We start from the raw sequence: 18,779 nt of genomic DNA, 5'->3' as shown, positions 1-18,779 counted from the left end.
AGGGCCGGAGAACCGGCCCTCTTGGGTCTTTGGTGTCTCAGACGAAGCGGTTCCAGAGGTTCTCAAGCCGCTCCTGCCGACCCGAGCGGGGCTGTGGGTTGATCCCTTCGGCGCGCACGCGGGCCTCGATACTGGCCAGATCCGAGGAGAGCAGCGCACGGTTTTCCGGTGTGTCCCACCCGGCGTAGCGGGCCTGACGATTGGCCTCCAGCCCGCCGTCTTCCAGAAGCGCCGCTGCGGCCTTCAATGCCCGCGCGCAGACATCCATTGCGCCCACATGCGCGAGGATCAGATCCTCGGGGTCGAGCGACTGGCGGCGGATCTTGGCGTCGAAATTCGTGCCGCCGGTGGTGTAGCCGCCCGCGCGGAGGATCTCGTAATAGGCGCGGGCCATCTCGGGCACCGAATCCGGGAACTGGTCGGTATCCCAGCCCGACTGGTAATCGTTGCGGTTCATGTCGATGGAGCCGAAGATCCCAAGGCTCGCCGCCAGCGCTATCTCATGCTCGAAGCTGTGACCGGCAAGGATGGCGTGGCCCTGCTCGATATTCACCTTCACCTCGTTCTCAAGGCCAAAGCGCTTGAGGAAGCCGTAAACGGTGGCGACATCATAGTCGTATTGGTGTTTGGAGGGCTCTTGCGGTTTCGGCTCGATCAGGATCGCGCCCTTGAAGCCTATCTTGTGCTTGTAATCGACGACCATGCTCAGGAAGCGGCCCATCTGTTCGCTTTCGCGCGCCAGATCGGTGTTGAGCAGCGTCTCATAGCCCTCGCGCCCGCCCCACAGGACGTAGTTTTCTCCGCCAAGGCGCTGCGTCGCGTCCATGCATGTTTTCACGGTCGCCGCCGACCAGGCGAAAACCTCGGGGTCGGGGTTGGTGGCCGCGCCCGACATGAAGCGGCGGTTCGAGAAGAGATTGGCCGTGCCCCAGAGCAGGCGGGTTTTCGAGCCCTCCATCTTGGTGCCGATGTAATCGACGATTTCCTCAAGGTTGCGGGTGTTCTCGGCGAAGTCGGCGCCCTCGGGGCGCACGTCAGCGTCGTGGAAGCAAAAGAAGGGCGCTTGCAGGATGTCGAACATCTCGAACGCCACATCAGCCTTCATCCTGGCCAGCGCCATCGAGTCGCCAAACCAGGGCCGCTCGAAGGTCTGACCGCCGAACGGATCGCCGCCCGGCCAGGCAAAGCTGTGCCAGTAGGCGACGGCAAAGCGCAGGTGATCCTCCATGCGCTTGCCCGCAAGCATCTCGTCGGGGTTGTAGTGGCGGAAGGCGAATTCATTGTCGCTCTCGGCGCCCTCGAAGCGGATCTGGGGGATGCCCTTGAAAAAATCAGTCATGTCAGTCCTCGGATTGCGGCCGCGGCCCGGCGATAGCGGGCGTGGCCTTCGTCAAATGCGTCGCTGAGGGCCAAAACAGGCTCTATTACAGCCGAAATCGTGGGTTGTGTGGCGATCTCGGCGCCTGCGCCGGTGGCGGCCATCAGGGCAAGGCGCGCGGCCCCGAAGGCGCCGCCGAAGTCGCCCGCGACAGGCAGGCTAACGGGTGTGCCAAGCGCGGTCGCGATTGCCTGACACCAGTAGCGCGAACGCGATCCGCCCCCAACGGCCAAGAGGCTTTCGATCTTGGTGCCCGTTGCGGCCAGCGCATCGCGACAGTCGCGGATCGCGAAGGTTACCCCCTCCAGCACGGCGCGGGTGGCGGCGGTGCGGTCGGTTGCGTGCTCAAGCCCGATGAATGCGCCCCGGATGGCGGCATCATTCAGCGGCGTGCGCTCACCCCCCAGATAGGGCAGGAACAGGGTCTTTTCCGGCGCAATCAGCGTGCCCAGATCGGCGGTCAGGTCCGAAGCCGTACTGCCCGCCAGCCGCGCGAACCAGTTGAGCGCATCGGTCGCGGCCAGGATCACCCCCATCTGGTGCCAGGTGCCCGGTAGGGCGTGGCAGAAGGTATGCACGGCGGTCGCTGGATCGGGCTGATAGCCGTCATTGGCCGCGAACAGCACGCCCGAGGTGCCAAGGCTGACAAAGGCCTGACCCGCCTTGACCACGCCGACCCCGATGCCCGAGGCCGCATTATCCCCACCGCCCCCGGCGACGACGACGCCTTTGGGGATGCCGAAACGCTCGGCCAGTTCGGGGCGCAGGATGCCTGACACTTCTGACCCCTCGACCAGTCGGGGCATCTGGGCACGGGTCATCCCGGTTTTAGCCAGAAGCGCGTCGGACCAGTCGCGGCGACCGGTATCGAACCAGCTGGTCCCCGCGGCATCCGACATTTCGGCGACATGTTCGCCCGTCAGCCAGAGCCGCAGGTAGTCCTTGGGCAGCAGCACCCGCGCCACTTGCGCGAAAATCGCGGGCTCATGCCGCGCGACCCAGACGAGCTTCGGCGCGGTGAAGCCGGGAAAGACGATATTGCCGGTGATCGCGCGGAAATCGGGGTCTTCATCGAGTACCCGCGCCTCGGCATGGGCGCGGGTGTCGTTCCACAGGATGCAGGGGCGCAGCACGTCGTCGGCGGCATCGAGTAGCGTCGCGCCATGCATCTGCCCCGAGAGACCAATCCCCCGCAGCTCACCAAGGCCATGCCGGGAAAGCTGGCCCAGAACCGACTCGGCCGCGCCGATCCAATCCGTTGGCATTTGCTCGGACCAGCCATCATGCGGGCGCTTGACGGACAGGGGGGCCGAGGCTTCGGCCACCACCTTTTGCGCATCGTCGATCAGGATACCCTTCAGCCCCGATGTGCCCAGATCGAGACCCAGATACATCAGCCAGCCGCCTCTTCGGGCTTCTTGCCAAGGATGATCATGCCAAGGATGTCCTCGTCCGTGACCTCATTGACGTTGACCGTGCCGACAAGCTGGCCGTTCTTCATCACCGAGGCGCGGTCGCACAGCTTCATGACGTTGTGAATGTCATGCTCGATCAGGAAGATGCCAAGGCCCTGGGCCTTCAGTTCCTGGATCAGCTCGGCCACCATCTGGGTTTCGTGGGGGCCAAGCGCGGCGGTCGGCTCGTCCATGATCAGGATCTTGGCGTTGAAATAGACCGCCCGCGCGATGGCCACCGATTGCCGCTGACCGCCCGAAAGCGCCTTCACCGGCTCTTTGAACTTGCGGAAGTTCGGGTTCAGGCGGCCCATGATCTTGCGCGTCTCGGCCTCCATCTGGGCGTCATCGACAAAGCCCATCGGCGTGACCAACTCGCGCCCCAGAAACAGGTTCGAGGCCGCATCGAGGTTATCGGCCAGCGCAAGCGTCTGGTAGATCGTCTCGATATTGTATTTGCGTGCATCGCGCGGGTTGTGGATCTCGGCCTTCTCGCCATTGATCCGGATCTCGCCCGCATCCATCTGATAGGCGCCCGAAAGGCACTTGATCAGGGTCGATTTGCCCGCGCCATTGTGGCCAAGCAGGCCCACGACCTCGCCGGGGTAAAGATCGACGGTGACGTGATCGACCGCCTTGATGCCGCCGAATGCGATCGAGATGTCGCGCAGCTCGACCAGAGGGGTTCCACGATTGCTCATACCTTTTCCCCCGTGCGTTTGCGGTATTGGATGTCGATCCAGACGGCGAGAACGAGAACCGCGCCGACCACGATATTCTGGAAGGGGGCGTCCACGTTCACCATGGCCATGCCCGATTGCAGGCTTTGCATGATGACTGCCCCAAGGATGGCGCCGTAGATCGTGCCGATCCCGCCGGCCAGTGCCGTGCCGCCGATGACCGCCGCCGCGATCACGCGCAGCTCGTCGAGCGTGCCGATGTCATTGGCGTGGTTGGACAGGCGCGCTTGCGCCACCACCGCCGACAGACCGCACAAAAAGCCCATCAACGCGAAGACCTTGACCGTAAGCAGGCGGGTGTTGATGCCCGACAGCTCGGCGGCGTCGGGGTTGCCGCCGGCGGCGAAAATGTAGCGCCCCAAGCGGGTGCGCCGGGCGATGACGGTCATGCCGATGGCGACGATCACCAGGATCAGCACCGAGATCGGCATGCCGTAGGCGGCGCTGAAGCCCTCGGGCATCACCTCGCCACGCTCGGCGAACATGCGCTTGAGCCGACCGATCGGCATTTCATAGGCGTTGTAGGTCGCGATCAGGCCCATGATGGCGGCGACGGCAATGCCCATCATCGTCACCTCGGCCCAGATCGGCTTGACCGGGAATTCATGCTGGATGCGCGCCGCGCGGGCGCGCCACAGGGCCCAGACCGCCCCGGCCGAGAACAGCACGCCAAGCGCCCAGGATACGGTCGTGCCAAGCGTGCCCTCGATCCCGCCGAATAGCATGAAGTGCTGATCGAGCGGCCCCAGTGTCTGGCCGTCCGACATATACCAGCCGAAGTTGCGCCAGATCAGCAGCCCGCCAAGGGTCACGATGAAGGCCGGAACGCGCTGATAGCCCACCAGCCAGCCGTTCAGCGCGCCGATCAGCGTGCCGGTTGCCAGGCCCGCGACGATGGTGATCGGCGCGGTCAGCGGATGGCCGATCCCAAGCCCGAGCGTCTGCGGCAAGATCCAGACCTGAGACACGCCCATCACCGCCGAGCACATGGCCAGCACCGCGCCCACCGACAGGTCGATGTGGCGCATGACGATGACGAACACCATCCCGGTTGCCATGATCGCGACCGAGACGGTCTGGATCGACAGGTTGAAGATGTTCCGCGCGGTCAGAAAACGACCGTCGGTCTTGATGTCAAAGGCAAGGCAGATCAGGGCGAAGACAACGATCATGCCCAACAGGCGGGTGTCGATCTCGAGCGCCTTGAAGAATGACGTTTTCTTAACGCCAGAGGGCGTTGCAGCATCGGTCATGGATTTGTTCCGTGGAGAGGGCCGCGTCATGGCGCAGCCGTTATGAAGGGGGGCGCCCTGTGGCGCCCCGGTTCAAATCAGTTGCAGGGGGCGGGGCCGCCCGAGACGCCCTGGCAGAGCGCGTCCTTGGCGATCCAGCCGGCATCAACCACGGCGGACAGGTTGTCCTTGGTGATCGGCATGGGCGCGAGGAACTTGGCGGTCATGGTGGTGCCCGCAGGCGAGGTCCACTCCATCGCGCCGTCGACGGCCTTCATGTCGGCACCACCGGCCAGCGCGACGGCGATCTCGCCCGCGGCCTTGCCCAGTTCGCGTGCATCTTTCCAGACCGAGACGGTCTGCGTGCCCTTGGCCACCCGGTTCAGAGCGGCGTGGTCGCCATCCTGACCCGAAACCGGCACGACCATGCCCTGCGCGGTCAGTGCGGACACCGCGCCACCGGCGGTGCCGTCGTTCGAGGCCACGACCGCATCGACCTTGTTGTCGTTCGCGGTCAGGATCTGCTCCATGTTGCGCTGCGCGTTCGCCGGCAGCCAGCCATCGGTATAGGCCTCGCCGACGATGGTGATGTCGCCCGCGTCGATCGCGGCTTGCAGCACCTCTTGCTGACCGCCGCGCAGGAAGTCCGCGTTCGGGTCGGTGGGCGAGCCCTTGATCATCACGTAATTGCCCTTGGGCGCGGCCTCCAGAACGGCGCGGGCCTGCATCCGGCCAACCTCGACGTTGTCGAAGGTCAGATAAAAGGCGCGCGGGTCTTCGATCAGGCGGTCATAGGCGATGACCGGGATGCCCTCGTCGGCGGCGGCCTGCACGGCCGGGCCGATGGCGGCGGTATCCTGCGCCAGAACGATCAGCGCATTCACGCCCTGCGCCATCAGCGCCTCGATGTCGGAAAGCTGCTTGGCCGAGGACGATTGCGCATCGGCCGAAATATACTTGGCGCCGGCCGCCTCGAGGGCGCCCTTGATCGCGGCTTCGTCGGTCTTCCAGCGCTCTTCCTGGAAGTTCGACCAGGAAACACCGACGGTCATCTCGGCGAATGCCGAGGTTGAAAGGCCTGCCGAAAGCGCCACGGCGGCCACGAGAATCTTGTGCATTATTTCCTCCCTTATCGGCCCAAAGGCCCACCCGGCAGATTCGCCAGCGTGGACTCAAGGATGTCGATAATAAATTTAGTTGTCAAAATAAAAATAACAGGAGAGACTGGAAATGAGTAAGAACATTGCTGATTTGCGCTGCGATGCGGCATATTATGAGGCAAATTCCGGCTGCATCCGCAGTATTTAGTTAGTGGATCGAATGAAAATGGCGCAGATACGAACGATTCCTCAGTCCGCGCAGCCCAAGAAAGGCTGTGGGCCGTTGATCGACCCGCTCTCGGATCCTTCGCGCCCGCTGCGCCAGCAGATATTCGAGCGCGTCCGCGCCGTCGGCCAGATCGCGCGGGTGCAGCTGTCGAAAGAGTTGGGAATCAGCCCGGCCTCGGTCACGACCATCACCTCGGAACTGATCGAGACGGGTATTCTTGAAGAGGTCCAGACGCTGCGCGACGCTGAAAGCTCGCGCGGGCGTCCGGCGGTGGCTCTGGGTGTTCGCGGCGGGACGCGTCATGTGGTGGGGATCAAGCTTTCCGATCGCGAACACACCGCCGTTCTGGTTGACTTCGCGGGGAACCTGATCGCGGGCGAGGCCATCGAACGCACACCCGACGCGATGGAGCTTGACGCCCTGCTCGATGCCGCGGCCGAGCTTTTGTCGCGGGTCTGCGCCAAGGGCGGGGTCGAGCCGCATACGATCAGCGCCCTCGGTCTGGGGGTTCCGGGGTTCGTCGATTCCGAGAAAGGCATCGTTCACTGGTCCCCCGTTCTGACCGAGCGGCATATCGACCTTGCCGCCGCGCTGCGCGCGCGCCTTGCCGTGCCGGTGGTGGTCGATAATGACGCCAATCTGGTGACGCTGGCCGAGCTGTGGTTCGGCGCCGGGCGCGCGCTTTCGGACTTCGCGGTGGTCACGATCGAGCATGGCGTCGGCATGGGCTACGTGATCAACCATCGCATCTATCGCGGCGCGCGCGGGATGGGGATGGAGCTCGGTCATACCAAGGTGCAGCTCGACGGGGCGCTGTGCCGCTGCGGTCAGCGCGGCTGCCTTGAGGCTTACGTCGCCGATTACGCGCTGGTGCGCGAGGCGCGCACGGCGCTGAACCTGACGCACAAGGAAACGCAGTCAGTCGCCACGCTGCTCGAAAGCCTCTATGCCCATGCCAAGGGCGGCAATTCGGCGGCGCGTTCGATCTTTCGGCGGGCAGGAAGGTATCTCGCGCTTGGGCTGTCGAACGTGGTCAACCTGTTCGACCCGCAGCTGATCATCCTGTCGGGCGAGCGGATGCGCTACGATTATCTCTACGCCAAGGAGACGATGGCCGAGATGCAGGAGCTTAGTCTCGATACCGGGCGCGACATTCCGAATATCGAGATCCATGCCTGGGGCGATCTTCTCTGGGCGCATGGGGCGGCCGCGCTCGCGCTGCATGATGTGACCGAGCGGTTGCTGGGCAGCAGCCGGGAAATGGCCGCGCAATGAGATGGGCTCTCGTGGTTCTGATCGCATTTCCTGCCAGTGCAGAGCCTGTTTTTGATGATGATGCGGCGGGTTTGCCGCTTGCCCATGTCTATTCCGGCGGGTGGGAGCATTTCGTCGGCGGCGGTGTCGCGGTTTTCGATTGCAATGGCGATGCGCGGCCAGAACTTTTCGCGGCCGGGGGCGAGGGGGCCGCGCATCTCTTTGTCAACCGCTCCGAAACTGGGGGCGCGCTGCGCTTCGATCTTGGCGCGATCCCCGAACTGACCCACGTGATCGGTGCCTATCCGCTTGATATCGACAGCGACGGCAATCTGGATCTGGCAGTGCTGCGCGTGGGGGCGAATGTCCTCTTGCGCGGGGAAGGCGACTGCCGTTTCACGGACGCGACCGCGACCTGGGGCCTGCCCGTCAGCGACGATTGGACGACCTCGTTCACCGCGACCTGGGAGGAAGGGCGCGACTGGCCGACGCTGTTCTTTGGCAATTACGTGGATCGCCGCGATCCAGAAGGCCCGTTCGAGGCCTGCGACGACAGCCTGCTTGTTCGCCTGAATCCGCGAAATCTTGCTGAAACAGAGACGATCTCACCGGGATACTGCGCGCTTTCCGCCCTTATCACCGATTGGCAGCGGAACGGGGAACGCGAGCTGCGCATCTCGAACGACCGGCACTACTACGTGCGCGGCGGCTATGAGCAGATGTTCCGCCTCAATCCCCTGCGTGAGCGTGAGGGCTGGCCGCAAATCTCGCTTTGGGGGATGGGAATCGCCAGCCGGGATATCACTGGTGACGGCTTGCCCGAGGTCATGATGACTTCAATGGGCGACCAGCTTTTGCAGATCAATCGCGGGGCCAGCTTCGAAAATGCGCCCTATGCGCTTGGCACCTATGCGCAGCGCCCGTTTCTGGGCGATGACGGGCGCCCCTCGACCGGGTGGCACGCCGAGTTCGGCGATGTGGACAATGATGGTGACGCGGATCTGTTCATCGCCAAGGGCAATGTCGATCAGATGCCGTCGAATGCGATCCACGATCCGAACAACCTGCTGATCCAGCAGCCTGATGGCACGTTTGCCGAATATGCCGACAAGGCCGGGATCGCCACGGCCGAGCGATCCCGTGGCGCGGCGATGGCGGATCTGAACCTGGACGGGCGGCTGGATCTGGTGGTGATGAACCGCCGCGCGCCGATGGAGCTATGGCGCAACGCAACCAAGAGTGACTCAAATTGGGCTGAAATAGAGCCTATTTTAACCAGATCCAACCGCCGCGCGGTGGGGTCGTGGGTCGAGCTGCGCGCGAACGGGAAGGTGCAGGTGCAAGAGGTCACGGTCGGCGGTGGCCATGCGGGCGGCGCGGCCGTGCCGCTGCATTTCGGTCTGGGGAGCGCGCATGAGGCGGAGGTGCGCGTGATCTGGCCCGATGGCTCCGTCAGCGAGTGGCAGCCGGTCGAGATCAACGGCTGCACGCAGATCGCCAAGGCGCCTTAACGCTCCACCGGCAGCCCGCTTGGCACGCTTTCAGGAATGCCGAGGCGTCCGGCGATTGCGTCCGGGTCGGTCAGGCTTTCCAGAAAGGCGACGATGGCGCTGACCTCATCGGCGCTTAGGGCGATGCCCGGGCCAGCTGCGGCCGCGATTTCGGCCCGAGCGGCGGCGTCATCCAAGATCGCCCAAACGTACTTGCTCACCGACAGCTCGGGCAGCACGGCCTGCGATTGGTAGCGCGCCAGTCCCTCGGCGCGGGCGGCATGGTCGGTGACGAAGGATGCAAGATCGCGATGCCCGCCCGCATGGCCCCAAGGGCCGGTGCGGGCCACGTTGCGCAGCGAGGGGGTGCGGAAGGCAAAACGGTCTTCAGCCCTGTTGGTGACGCGGGCACGGCCCTCATCGCGCGAATGGGACTCGAAGCGTTCGGCCTTGCCGGGGCCAAGCTGCGGGGCGGCCATGGCGTGGAACTGGTGATCTGTCAGGAAGGGTCCGCTGTGGCACTCGGCGCAGCCCGCGGCTCCGTAGAACAATTCGGCCCCGGCCGTAGCCTCGGGTGACAGCGGGGTCTCACCGCGCAGGGCGGCATCGAAGGGGCTCGTGTCCGATCGCCACTCGAACGCGACGAAGGAGGCAATGGCGTTCGAAATATCGGTGAACTCGAGCGCACGGCCTGCGGCAATATCGGGATAAACGGACTCGAATCTGGCTTGATACGCCGGAATTGCCGCCACGCGCGCCGCGATCCGATCCCACGCTCCGCCTTCTCCGGTGATCCGGCCCGAGCGCACGGCCTTGGCGATCTCATTCTCGCTATAGTGCCCGGCCATTTCATCGGGCGACAGCACCGGGAACATCGTCTGCGCCGATAGGATCGAGACGAAGCCCGTCACCATCTCATCCTCCATCGGGGTGCGCAGGCCCGTCGGTCGGCTCGGGTCGGCCTCGATCCGGCCATCATGGAAAAGGCGGGTGAACTCGGCGGCGCCCAGGTTGAAGAGCGCGGGCGAATTGCGGGGAATGTGCTGCTCGGGGATGTTCGTGTCGGTCACGTGGCGATCTGGCCCGAGCCCAATGGCGCCCTCGCCCAAGCCAAGGCTAAGACCGTCGGAGGTCGCAAAGCGCGGGTGGTGACACGTTGCGCAAGAGATATTGCGGTTTCCTGCCAGAATAGGGTCGAAAAACAGCAACTGCCCCAACTCGGCCTCGGCGCGGTTCACCGGGGCGTAATCGGCATCCGTCACGGCACGCGGCGATTCTTGCGCCGCCGCCGTCGTTGCCGCAAGCAACGCTGCACCAAGCCATGCCCAAGTCCGCCCTCGCATGATCCCCTCCATGTTCGCGCTAACAGAGCACAGAGCCAACCTTGCCGCAAGTTGCGCTTGGTGGCGTCCTGCGCGATGGTGGGCAAAACGGGGGGCCGAGTGCAGGCAGTCACCAAATTCGCGCTAAGCTTCGTGGGACGGATGTTCGACACGAACATCGGCCTGATTTCTGCCGGGGTCGCCTTTTACGCCATGTTGGCGGTGTTTCCGGGGATCTCGGCCACCATCGCGATCTGGAGCGCCTTTGCCGATCCCGGCATCATCCAGTCCTACCTGCAGGTGGCGGATGATTTCATCCCGCCCGAGGCTTTTGCCATCCTGAACGATCAGATCATGGCGCTGATGGTCGGCCCGCGTGCGGCGCTTGGCTGGGGAACCGTGCTGTCGGTGGCCTTCGCGCTGTTCTCGGCGCGGGCCGGGGTGGGGGCGCTGGTGCAGGGGCTGAACGTGATCCACGCGACCAAGCCGCGTAACACGCTGTGGAACTTCCTGATCGGCTATATCATGACGCTGGCGCTGGTGGGCGTCATGCTGGTGGCGATGGCGACGATTGTCATCGTGCCGGTCGCGGTCAATTTCCTGCCCTTCCATGACGCGACCGCCTGGATGCTGTCGGGTCTGCCCTGGGGCGCGATGCTTCTGCTGATGCTGACCGCCTTGGGGATTCTTTACCGCTACGGGCCGAATACCGAGGGGCATCGCGATCCGATCCTGACGGTGGGAGCGGTGCTGGCGACGTTTGTTTGGGGTGTCGCGTCGCTCGGGCTGACCTATTACCTGGCCAACTTCGGCAGCTACAACAGAGTCTATGGCTCGATCGGGGCGGTGATTGCGCTGTTGATGTGGCTCTATCTCAGCGCATTTTCGGTGCTTCTAGGCGCCGCGCTGAATGCGGAGCTGGCCGCGCGGCGACAGGCCCGGCGCAAGCCTGCGCAATGAAAAACCCGCGCCGGGTAAGGGCGCGGGTCAAAGGTTTCCGGCGATATGCCTCAGTAGAAGGCTTGCAGTCCGGTGACGGCGCGGCCCAGGATCAGGGCGTGGACGTCATGCGTGCCTTCATAGGTGTTCACCGTCTCCAGGTTCACCATGTGGCGGATAACCTGGAACTCTTCCGAGATGCCGTTGCCGCCGTGCATGTCGCGGGCGTGACGCGCGATCTCCAGCGCCTTGCCGCAGTTGTTGCGCTTGATAACCGAGATCATCTCGGGCGCGGCATTGGCTTCGTCCAGCAGGCGACCGACGCGCAGGCAAGCCTGCAGGCCGAGGCTGATTTCGGTCAGCATGTTGGCAAGCTTGAGCTGGAAGATCTGGGTCTGTGCCAGCGGCTTGTTGAACTGCTTGCGGTCGAGGCCATACTGGCGCGCGGCGTGCATACAGAACTCGGCCGAGCCCATCACACCCCAGGCGATGCCGTAGCGGGCGCGGTTGAGGCAGCCGAACGGACCCTTGAGCCCCTCGACATTCGGCAGCAGCGCGTCTTCGCCAACTTCCACGTTGTCCATCACGATCTCGCCGGTCACCGAAGCCCGCAGTGAGAGCTTGCCTGCGATCTTCGGTGCCGAGAGACCCTTCATGCCCTTATCGAGCACGAAACCACGGATCTTGCCGCCATGCGCATCCGACTTGGCCCAGACGACGAAGACATCGGCGAAGGGCGCGTTCGAGATCCACATCTTGGTGCCGTTGAGCACATAACCATTCGCCGTCTTCTTGGCGGTGGTCTTCATGCCAGCCGGGTCCGAACCGGCATCGGGCTCGGTCAGGCCGAAGCAGCCGATGTATTCACCCGAGGCGAGCTTGGGCAGATACTTCATGCGCTGCTCTTCGCTGCCATAGGCATAGATCGGATACATCACGAGCGAGCTTTGAACCGACATCATCGAGCGATAGCCCGAATCGACGCGCTCGATTTCGCGCGCAACAAGGCCGTAAGCCACGTAAGAGGCGCCAAGCCCGCCGTACTCCTCGGGGACGGTCACGCCCAGAAGGCCCATCTCACCCATTTCGCGGAAGATCGCCGGATCGGTTTCTTCATTGCGATAGGCCGCGATCACGCGCGGTTGCAGCTTTTCCTGGGCATAGGCGCGGGCCGCATCGCGCAGCATCCGCTCTTCCTCGTTCAGTTGCAGATCGAGACGGAAGGGGTCTTCCCAGTCGAAGCGAGCGAGATCGGGGGCATCTTTCGGTTTCAGAGCCATCGGGGTCCTCCTTGGCGTTTGATGCTTTATGGGCCTGTTTAAACCCGTATTCCACCGTTATAATCGCCATAATATATGCATAGGACACATACATGACGCTGCCGCGGCGCTACATTCCCTCGGTCTCGCTGCTGGCCGCCTTCGAGGCGGTCTGCCGTCTTGGCTCGACCGCGGCTGCTGCGCGCGAGCTGAGTCTGACGCAGGGCGCGGTCAGCCGGCTGGTGCAGAATCTCGAAGGACAGCTTGGAGTGCAACTGTTTCGACGCGAGGGGCGGCGGCTGAAGCCGACCGAACCCGCGCTGGCCTATGCGCGCGATGTGCGCAAGGCGCTGGAGCTGATCGCGCGGGCGTCCCTTGGGCTGCGCGCCAATCCGGGCGGCGGGGTGTTAAGCCTTGCGATCCTGCCCACCTTCGGCACGCGCTGGCTTGCGCCGCGTCTGGGGCAGTTCCTGGCCGAAAACCCCGGCGTGACGCTGAACCTTGGCACCCGGCTGCGGCCCTTCGATTTCGCCTCGGAAACCTTCGATGCCGCCATCCATTTCGGTAACCGCCCCTGGCCCGATGCCGAGCATCTGCCGCTGTTTGACGAGCGTATCATCGCCACCTGCTCGCCCGGCTATCTGGCCGGAAACCCGATGCAGCGGCCCGAGGATCTGCTGGACAAGTCTCTGTTGCAGCTGGAATCGCGTCCGAATGCCTGGGGCGCCTGGTTTGCCCATCACGGGCTTGAGGCGCCGCATACTCAGGGCATCATGTTTGACCAGTTCGCGCCGATGATGCAGGCCGCAGCCCATGGTGTCGGCATCGCCCTTCTGCCCGAGTTTCTGGCCCTGCCCGAGATCGACGAGGGGAGGCTGGTTCGCACGCCCGGAGAGATCGTCTCGGGCGTGGGCACCTATTACCTTGTCTGGCCAGCCGATGTGACGCCCTCGCCGCCCTTGGTGGCGTTTCGCGACTGGCTGGCGCGCACGGCCGCTCAGTAGTCCTTCTCGTAGAAGATCCCGATGCTGCTGGTGCTGTCAGAGCCCACCGAGCCGCGTGCCGTCAGGTTCGGTGTCACGTCGAGGTTCAGGTTCAGCTCGGTCTGGCCGTCCGAGTTGATAGACAAATCGGTATAGAGATTCTCCGACAGGTATTTCCCTGCCCGGAACGAGGCGCCGCCCGTCTCATCGGTGCTGAGGTCGAGATCATCAAGCCCGGTGCCCTCGCGCAGCTTGGACATGACGCCCGCACCACCCTTGCCCGCAAGCGTCGCGACCGCCGAGGCCAGTTGCACCGCTTGCAGCGCCGAGAGGTTGGTCAGCCCGCGATTGAACAGCAGCCGCGCAAGGACTTCCTCTTCGGGCAGTTCGGGTGAGGAGGTGATTATCAACTCGGGCTCCGAGGCGTCGCCCACCAGCGTCAGGCTGATGGTGTACTCGTCCTGCTTTGTGGTGGCGCGGAACATCAGCCACGGCTCCAGCGCGCCCTGCATCGCGATCTTGCCCTCGTCGAGGGTGAAGCGCTTGGCCAACACATCGAGCCGCCCGCGCACAAGCGAGAACTCCCCGATCGGAATCATGTTGTTGCTGGTCCCGGTCAGTCGCAGGCTGCCGCCGAGTTCCGCATCAAGCCCGCGGCCGCGCACGAAGATGCGCCGCGGCGCCAGCACGGTCAGGTCAAGCCCGACCCCGCCCGAGCGCGCAGCCTCGGTCGTCTTGCTCGCCAGAACGCCCGCGCGGGCACGGGTGCTGCGAACGGAGGCGGGCTCGGCCACGTGATCGATTTCCGGGATATCCGCGATCCCGGCCAGACCACTTGACGGGATGCGCAGTTCGGTCTCATCGAGCGTCAGCGTGCCACCGACCCGCGCACCGCCCTTGAGCGGGCCAGAAACCGTCACCGGACCGGAAATGCGGGTGTCGTAAAGCTCGGGGTCGCGCAGCCGGGCGGCGTTCAGCTCGACCCGCAGATCGGTCTGGAATGGGCTGGTCAGGCCGATTGCACCTGACACTGACAGCCCGCCGCCGCCCTTGACCGCGGCATCGCCCGACAGGGTCGTGCGCGCGCCCGCCAGATCGGCCCGCAGCACGAGGTTTTCCAGCGTGACGCCGATGGCGGGCGCCACCATGCGTGCGCCATCCACCGTCACGAGGCCCGACAGCGCTGCAAGCGCGGGTTTGCCCTGCATCCGAAGATCGAAGCTGAGCGGCCCCTGAACCGTGCGCGGCGCGATGAAGGCGTTGATCAGCGCGGTTTCCGCGCCACCGCTGATCGCCAGATCCGAGGTGCTGAGGTCCGTAGCCAGCGAGCCGCTGACGGTCGCGCGGCTGTTGCCGGGGCCGGAGGCGTTCAGGTCCAAAAGATAGGCCGAGTTATCGTCGACCACCGTGCCGCCCAGTTGGAGCGGACCGGGGAAGCCGGGCGCCAGCAGCGCGGTATTGGCCAGCCGCGCCGAGAGCGTGATCTTGCGGACAGCATCGGTGATGCTGCCCTCGGCCTCGGCGCTCAGCTGCGGGTTCTCAAGGCGGAATGTTTGCAGATGCAGATGACCGTCGCGTTCTTCAGCGCTCAGATCGATCAGGCTTTGACCCGCCAGAATCCGGTCGATCTCGGGCAGGCCCACGGCCAGCCGGTCGCCCTTGGCCTGAATGCCGATTTGGCGCGCGCCGTTTGTCTCGGTCAGGCTGGCTTCGGCTTGCAAGGTGCCGCGCAAGTTGCCGCCGAGCACCGACAGATCACCCATGCGCGCACTGGCACGCAGAACGCTTGCACCGGTATTCAGCGCGCCTGATGCCTGCGCCACCAGCTGCCGCGCGGTCGCGTTGAGCTTGCGCAGGGTGATGCCGTTCTCGTCGCGCAGTGCCGAGACGATGATCTCGGAGCGGCCCTGCAACAGCCCGTCGAGTTGCTCTTGCCCGCTGAGCAGATCGCGGCCCGTGACGCTGGCATTGACGTCGAAAGCACCGCTCAGCAGCGTGTAGCGACCACTCAGCTGACCATCGAGTGCACCACCAAGCGCGCGCCCGGCCAGCGCCGAGAACCGCGCGAGCGAATCGTGGCGAAGCGTCAGGTCGCCCGACATATCCAGCCCCGAAGCCAGATTGTCGAATTTCATCCGCCCGCCAAGGGCGAGGTCACGGCCGATCACTCGCAGGTTTTGCAGGTTCAGCGCGCCGCCCTTCTGCCAGAAGAAGATGGTCTTGCCGCTGATGAAACTGCCGAACGCCTCTTGCAGGGCGGGGTCGGCCGGGGCGATGCCGCCTGCGGCGAAGCTGATCGTGCCGCCGACCGTGGGGTTCTGCCCATCGGGATGTCCGATCCGGCCCGACCCGCTGAGACGGGTATTGAGGATCTCGCCCTCGCTCCGGCGCAGCTGCATCACCCGCGCGTCGAGCGACCAGCCATCGCTGAGCGCGCTGTCATACTTGAAGCCAAGCGTGCCGCGCCGCACCCAGGTCTTCTTGCCGCCGAGCGGCAAGAGCACTTCCTCGCCGCTGTCGAGGCCGAGGCGGATCGTCAGATCGGCCCGGGCGGGCAGGCCCGAGGGTAGAATGTCCGCCGTGCCGGCGACGTCCAGCGCCTCGCTGTCGATTTCCAGCTTGCTCAGGCTCAGCACGCCATCGGCGCCGCGATGCCCCTCGGCCAGAAGGGCGACATTGGCACCGAAAAACTCGCGATACGCTGGCGCCAGAAGGGGCGCGATATCGCCGCTCAGATCGGCGCTGAAACGCTTCTCGGGCGGCGCGTCGGGGGCAGTGGTGACGGTGCTGAGCGCGACCTTCCCGGTCAGACGCGGCTTGCCCTCGGTGCTGAGCGCGAGGTCTGCGGTGAAATTATCGGTCGGGTCCGAGCCCGAGACCGCCAACGCGATCGCCGGAGTTCCGGGCAGCCCGAGCAGGGTTGCCGCGATGCCGTCCTTGCCCTCTTCGACCAGCAGGTCGAGATCAAGCTGGCGCGTCGTATTGGCATAGGCTCCGGTCAGCGCGACGATGCCCTTCTGGCCGTCGATGCGCTCGACGCTCAGGCGGGTATTCCCCTCGCCGCCCTCCAGATGCATCTGGCCGCTGAGCTTGACCGTCGCGGCCTGACCCATCAGCGCCTCACCCAGGATCACCTTGTCGGCCTTCAGCGTGCCGATATCGATCGAGACCGGCAGTTCGGGCAGCGCGAAGGAGAAAGGCTTGGCCTCGGGGCTGGCGCCTTCGGCTTCGCCCGTGACGGGCAGGCGCGGCAACTCGATCTCCGCCGCGCTCAACTCCCTGATCTCGAAGCGGCCCGCAAGGATCGCCCTGCGGTTCCATGACATCGCGCCGTCGCGGATCGTCAGCCAGACGCCGTTCTCATCCGCGATACTCAGGGTCTCAAACGTCGCGCGCGACGAAAGCGCACCGGCAAACCCGTCAAGCCGCACAGAGCGCCCCGCGCCCGAGAGGTTATCCTCGATCAGCCCGGTCAGGTAGGAGCGGTCGCGCTCGGTCTGCTCGGCGCTGACAGGTTCAGGCGCGGCGGCCTCTTGCGCGGGGGCGAGAACGGGCCAGAGCGTCAGCAGCAGGAGGGTGAGGGATCTACGCATCAAAAAGCCTGCCCAATGCCGATATAGAGCTGAACGCCCTCTCCGGTGTCGCCCTCGACCGGCGTGGCGACATCGAGACGGATCGGGCCGATGGCGGTCTTGTAGCGCAGCCCAAGACCCGCGCCGGCGTGCCATTCGCCCGAATCGCTGAAGAACTCATCGGCGCTGACGAAACCGCGATCGTAGAAGGCGACGACCCCGATCGAGTCGGTGACGCCTGCGCGAAACTCGCCCGAGAACGCCATGAAACGGGTGCCGCCGGTTTCGATCGTGCCGTTCTTCAGCAGCGAGACGCCAAGCGATTCAAAGGGCTGGCCGCGCACCGTGCCGCCCCCGCCCGAATAGAACAGGTAGTTGCGCGGGGTCTGCAACAGCGTCGGGCCGAATACCGCGCCGATCTGTGCGCGCCCGGCGAGAACGAAACGGCTGTCTTCGCCAAAGCCGCGATAGGTGCGAAAATCGCCCGTCAACCGCGCGCCCGAGCCGGTAGCGCCCAATCCCATGAACGGCGTCAGCGTCACATCGCCGAAATAGCCGCGCGTCGCATCGGTCGCATTGTCGCGATTGTCCCATGTCAGGCCAAGCGGCAGAGCAATCAGACGATAGCGGAACTCTCCCAGATCGTCTTCGACCTGCGACCACTGATAGGCAATCTCGGCCGAACCCGAAAGGCGTTCGTTGAAGATATGATCGAGACCGAACCCGGCGGTGAAGTAATCCTCGATATAGTCCTCGGTGTCGCGCCGCCCGATCTCGCTGGTCACGAAGGCGGAGGTGTCGGGGGTGAAGGTCGCGGGGCGGTCAAGCCGTGCACCGAGCGAATAATCCATCCCCGAGGAGGCGGCGCCGATCTGCGCGATCTCTGCGTCGACGCGCAAACGCTCACCGCCGCCGAGCAGGTTGCGATGCATCCAGTAGCCGTTCAGGTTGAGCCCGTCGACCGTGGAGTACTCGGCCCCGAAACCCAGGCGACGCGGCTTGTCCTCGACCACGCTGAGCTGCGCGTCGAGCGTATTGTTCGGCCCGATCTGTGCGGCTTCGGTCAGAGCAACCGAGCTGAAAATACCTGTGCGGCGCAGGCGGTTGCGGACCTCGTCAAGCTCGTCTGGGCTGAACCGCTCGCCGCTCGGAAAGCCTGCGATCTCGGCCAGCCGCTCGGGGCGCAGGCGGTCGTAGCCCTCCATCTGCATCTCGCCGAAGGTCAGTTGCGGGCCGGGATCGAGCGTGACGCGCGCGTTCAGCGCCTGTGCGCGGTGGTCGGCGACGATCTTCTGTTCGGCGATGCGCGCCTTTGCGTGGCCGCTTTCGCGCCAGCCCTCGATCCCGGCGCGCGCGGCGTCGGAAATCAGGCCGGACCGTGCGACGCTGCCGGTCGAAAACTCGCCGGGCAGGGCAGTTTTCCGGGTTAGCGGCTCGACCCGCGCCTCGCCGAAGTGGAATTGCGGGCCCGGCGTCACATTGATCGCGACCGAGCGGATCGTTTCGGGGGCATCCATCGGCGGGATCGCGGCGGCCTCGCGCCCGTCGATCAGGATCGAGATCGTCGGGCCGTAATAGCCCTGATCGTAGAGCGCCCCCAGAAGCCGCGCATAATCGGCCCGCGCGGCGGCAAAAATCTCCTGCGCCTCGGTTTTCTTGGCCGAATAGGCATCGCGCGAGAGCGAGGCACCGCGCAGCAACTCGCGCAGATCCTCGGGCGCGCCGGGGGTTTCAAAACTGAACTGATCGAGGGCGAAACCAGGTTGGGCGACAAGAACCGCTGCGGCAAATCCCACGCAGATCGCTTTCATCGGTACCACGGTCACA

The 18,779-nt window shown here is 64.9% G+C and carries 13 protein-coding genes; 4 read left to right on the top strand and 9 right to left on the bottom strand.

Annotated elements, in window-relative coordinates:
- Positions 1-37: 37 nt before the first annotated feature.
- From xylA to xylF, 5 genes are all read right to left on the bottom strand, one after another.
- Entirely contained in the window at positions 38-1,339 is a 1,302-nt protein-coding gene (gene xylA, locus KTQ37_RS08400) for a xylose isomerase (RefSeq protein ID WP_218630062.1), read from the bottom strand.
- A complete protein-coding gene (xylB, locus tag KTQ37_RS08395; RefSeq protein ID WP_218630061.1) occupies positions 1,336-2,772 on the bottom strand; it encodes a xylulokinase in 1,437 nt (478 codons plus the stop codon). Before xylB ends, xylA begins: the two co-directional genes overlap by 4 nt.
- The gene (locus KTQ37_RS08390; RefSeq protein WP_218630060.1) at positions 2,772-3,533 is read right to left on the bottom strand and encodes an ATP-binding cassette domain-containing protein; all 762 of its coding nucleotides are present in this window, start codon (positions 3,531-3,533) and stop codon (positions 2,772-2,774) included. The genes xylB and KTQ37_RS08390 overlap by 1 nt, the downstream gene beginning before the upstream one ends.
- Entirely contained in the window at positions 3,530-4,825 is a 1,296-nt protein-coding gene (locus tag KTQ37_RS08385) for a sugar ABC transporter permease (RefSeq protein WP_218630059.1), read from the bottom strand. Before KTQ37_RS08385 ends, KTQ37_RS08390 begins: the two co-directional genes overlap by 4 nt.
- A gap of 77 nt (positions 4,826-4,902) precedes the next feature.
- Positions 4,903-5,922, bottom strand: coding sequence for a D-xylose ABC transporter substrate-binding protein (gene xylF / locus KTQ37_RS08380; RefSeq protein ID WP_218630058.1), 1,020 nt, complete (start codon positions 5,920-5,922; stop codon positions 4,903-4,905).
- A gap of 208 nt (positions 5,923-6,130) precedes the next feature.
- On the opposite strand from xylF, the gene KTQ37_RS08375 reads away from it, so the two are divergent.
- Positions 6,131-7,408: an ROK family protein gene (locus KTQ37_RS08375; protein ID WP_218630057.1), complete on the top strand. Its 1,278-nt coding sequence runs from the start codon at positions 6,131-6,133 to the stop codon at positions 7,406-7,408.
- On the top strand, positions 7,405-8,898 hold the full coding sequence (locus KTQ37_RS08370; protein ID WP_218630056.1) for a CRTAC1 family protein: 1,494 nt from the start codon (positions 7,405-7,407) through the stop codon (positions 8,896-8,898). Before KTQ37_RS08375 ends, KTQ37_RS08370 begins: the two co-directional genes overlap by 4 nt.
- Here KTQ37_RS08370 and KTQ37_RS08365 read toward each other — a convergent pair.
- Positions 8,895-10,220, bottom strand: a complete 1,326-nt coding sequence (locus tag KTQ37_RS08365; RefSeq protein ID WP_218630055.1) for a cytochrome-c peroxidase — start codon at positions 10,218-10,220, stop codon at positions 8,895-8,897. The two genes, KTQ37_RS08370 and KTQ37_RS08365, sit on opposite strands and share 4 nt — an antisense overlap.
- Positions 10,221-10,319: 99 nt before the next feature.
- On the opposite strand from KTQ37_RS08365, the gene KTQ37_RS08360 reads away from it, so the two are divergent.
- Complete coding sequence (locus KTQ37_RS08360) at positions 10,320-11,159, top strand: YihY/virulence factor BrkB family protein (protein ID WP_218630054.1); 840 nt, start codon at positions 10,320-10,322, stop codon at positions 11,157-11,159.
- A gap of 50 nt (positions 11,160-11,209) precedes the next feature.
- Here KTQ37_RS08360 and KTQ37_RS08355 read toward each other — a convergent pair whose 3' ends face one another.
- Positions 11,210-12,418 carry an acyl-CoA dehydrogenase gene (locus KTQ37_RS08355; protein ID WP_218630053.1) on the bottom strand — a complete coding sequence of 403 codons (1,209 nt, stop codon included), beginning with the start codon at positions 12,416-12,418 and terminating at the stop codon, positions 11,210-11,212.
- A gap of 92 nt (positions 12,419-12,510) precedes the next feature.
- Here KTQ37_RS08355 and KTQ37_RS08350 point away from each other — a divergent pair, with 92 nt between their 5' ends.
- Entirely contained in the window at positions 12,511-13,401 is an 891-nt protein-coding gene (locus KTQ37_RS08350; RefSeq protein ID WP_218630052.1) for a LysR substrate-binding domain-containing protein, read from the top strand.
- Here the strand turns inward: KTQ37_RS08350 and KTQ37_RS08345 are convergent.
- A complete protein-coding gene (locus KTQ37_RS08345) occupies positions 13,395-16,973 on the bottom strand; it encodes a translocation/assembly module TamB domain-containing protein (protein WP_218630051.1) in 3,579 nt (1,192 codons plus the stop codon). The two genes, KTQ37_RS08350 and KTQ37_RS08345, sit on opposite strands and share 7 nt — an antisense overlap.
- Positions 16,973-18,763 (bottom strand): autotransporter assembly complex protein TamA, encoded by a 1,791-nt coding sequence (locus KTQ37_RS08340; protein WP_218630198.1) that lies wholly within the window; start codon positions 18,761-18,763, stop codon positions 16,973-16,975. Before KTQ37_RS08340 ends, KTQ37_RS08345 begins: the two co-directional genes overlap by 1 nt.
- Between the last annotated feature and the right edge of the window lie 16 nt (positions 18,764-18,779).

Origin of the sequence: Sedimentimonas flavescens, from assembly GCF_019264375.1 — a bacterium.
In the GTDB taxonomy this organism is placed as follows: domain Bacteria; phylum Pseudomonadota; class Alphaproteobacteria; order Rhodobacterales; family Rhodobacteraceae; genus Rhodobacter; species Rhodobacter flavescens.
Note: the sequence above shows the minus strand (reverse complement) of the source record. Positions and strands in the feature narration are given on the sequence as shown.

Excerpts from the sequence above, each read along its gene's own strand:
- xylB (WP_218630061.1), bottom strand. The coding sequence starts at position 2,772 with ATGTATCTGGGTCTCGATCTGGGCACATCGGGGCTGAAGGGTATCCTG.
- xylF (WP_218630058.1), bottom strand. The coding sequence starts at position 5,922 with ATGCACAAGATTCTCGTGGCCGCCGTGGCGCTTTCGGCAGGCCTTTCA.
- xylA (WP_218630062.1), bottom strand. The coding sequence starts at position 1,339 with ATGACTGATTTTTTCAAGGGCATCCCCCAGATCCGCTTCGAGGGCGCC.
- KTQ37_RS08370 (WP_218630056.1), top strand. The coding sequence starts at position 7,405 with ATGAGATGGGCTCTCGTGGTTCTGATCGCATTTCCTGCCAGTGCAGAG.
- KTQ37_RS08385 (WP_218630059.1), bottom strand. The coding sequence starts at position 4,825 with ATGACCGATGCTGCAACGCCCTCTGGCGTTAAGAAAACGTCATTCTTC.
- KTQ37_RS08345 (WP_218630051.1), bottom strand. The coding sequence starts at position 16,973 with ATGCGTAGATCCCTCACCCTCCTGCTGCTGACGCTCTGGCCCGTTCTC.
- KTQ37_RS08355 (WP_218630053.1), bottom strand. The coding sequence starts at position 12,418 with ATGGCTCTGAAACCGAAAGATGCCCCCGATCTCGCTCGCTTCGACTGG.
- KTQ37_RS08365 (WP_218630055.1), bottom strand. The coding sequence starts at position 10,220 with ATGCGAGGGCGGACTTGGGCATGGCTTGGTGCAGCGTTGCTTGCGGCA.
- KTQ37_RS08390 (WP_218630060.1), bottom strand. The coding sequence starts at position 3,533 with ATGAGCAATCGTGGAACCCCTCTGGTCGAGCTGCGCGACATCTCGATC.
- KTQ37_RS08375 (WP_218630057.1), top strand. The coding sequence starts at position 6,131 with ATGGCGCAGATACGAACGATTCCTCAGTCCGCGCAGCCCAAGAAAGGC.
- KTQ37_RS08340 (WP_218630198.1), bottom strand. The coding sequence starts at position 18,763 with ATGAAAGCGATCTGCGTGGGATTTGCCGCAGCGGTTCTTGTCGCCCAA.
- KTQ37_RS08350 (WP_218630052.1), top strand. The coding sequence starts at position 12,511 with ATGACGCTGCCGCGGCGCTACATTCCCTCGGTCTCGCTGCTGGCCGCC.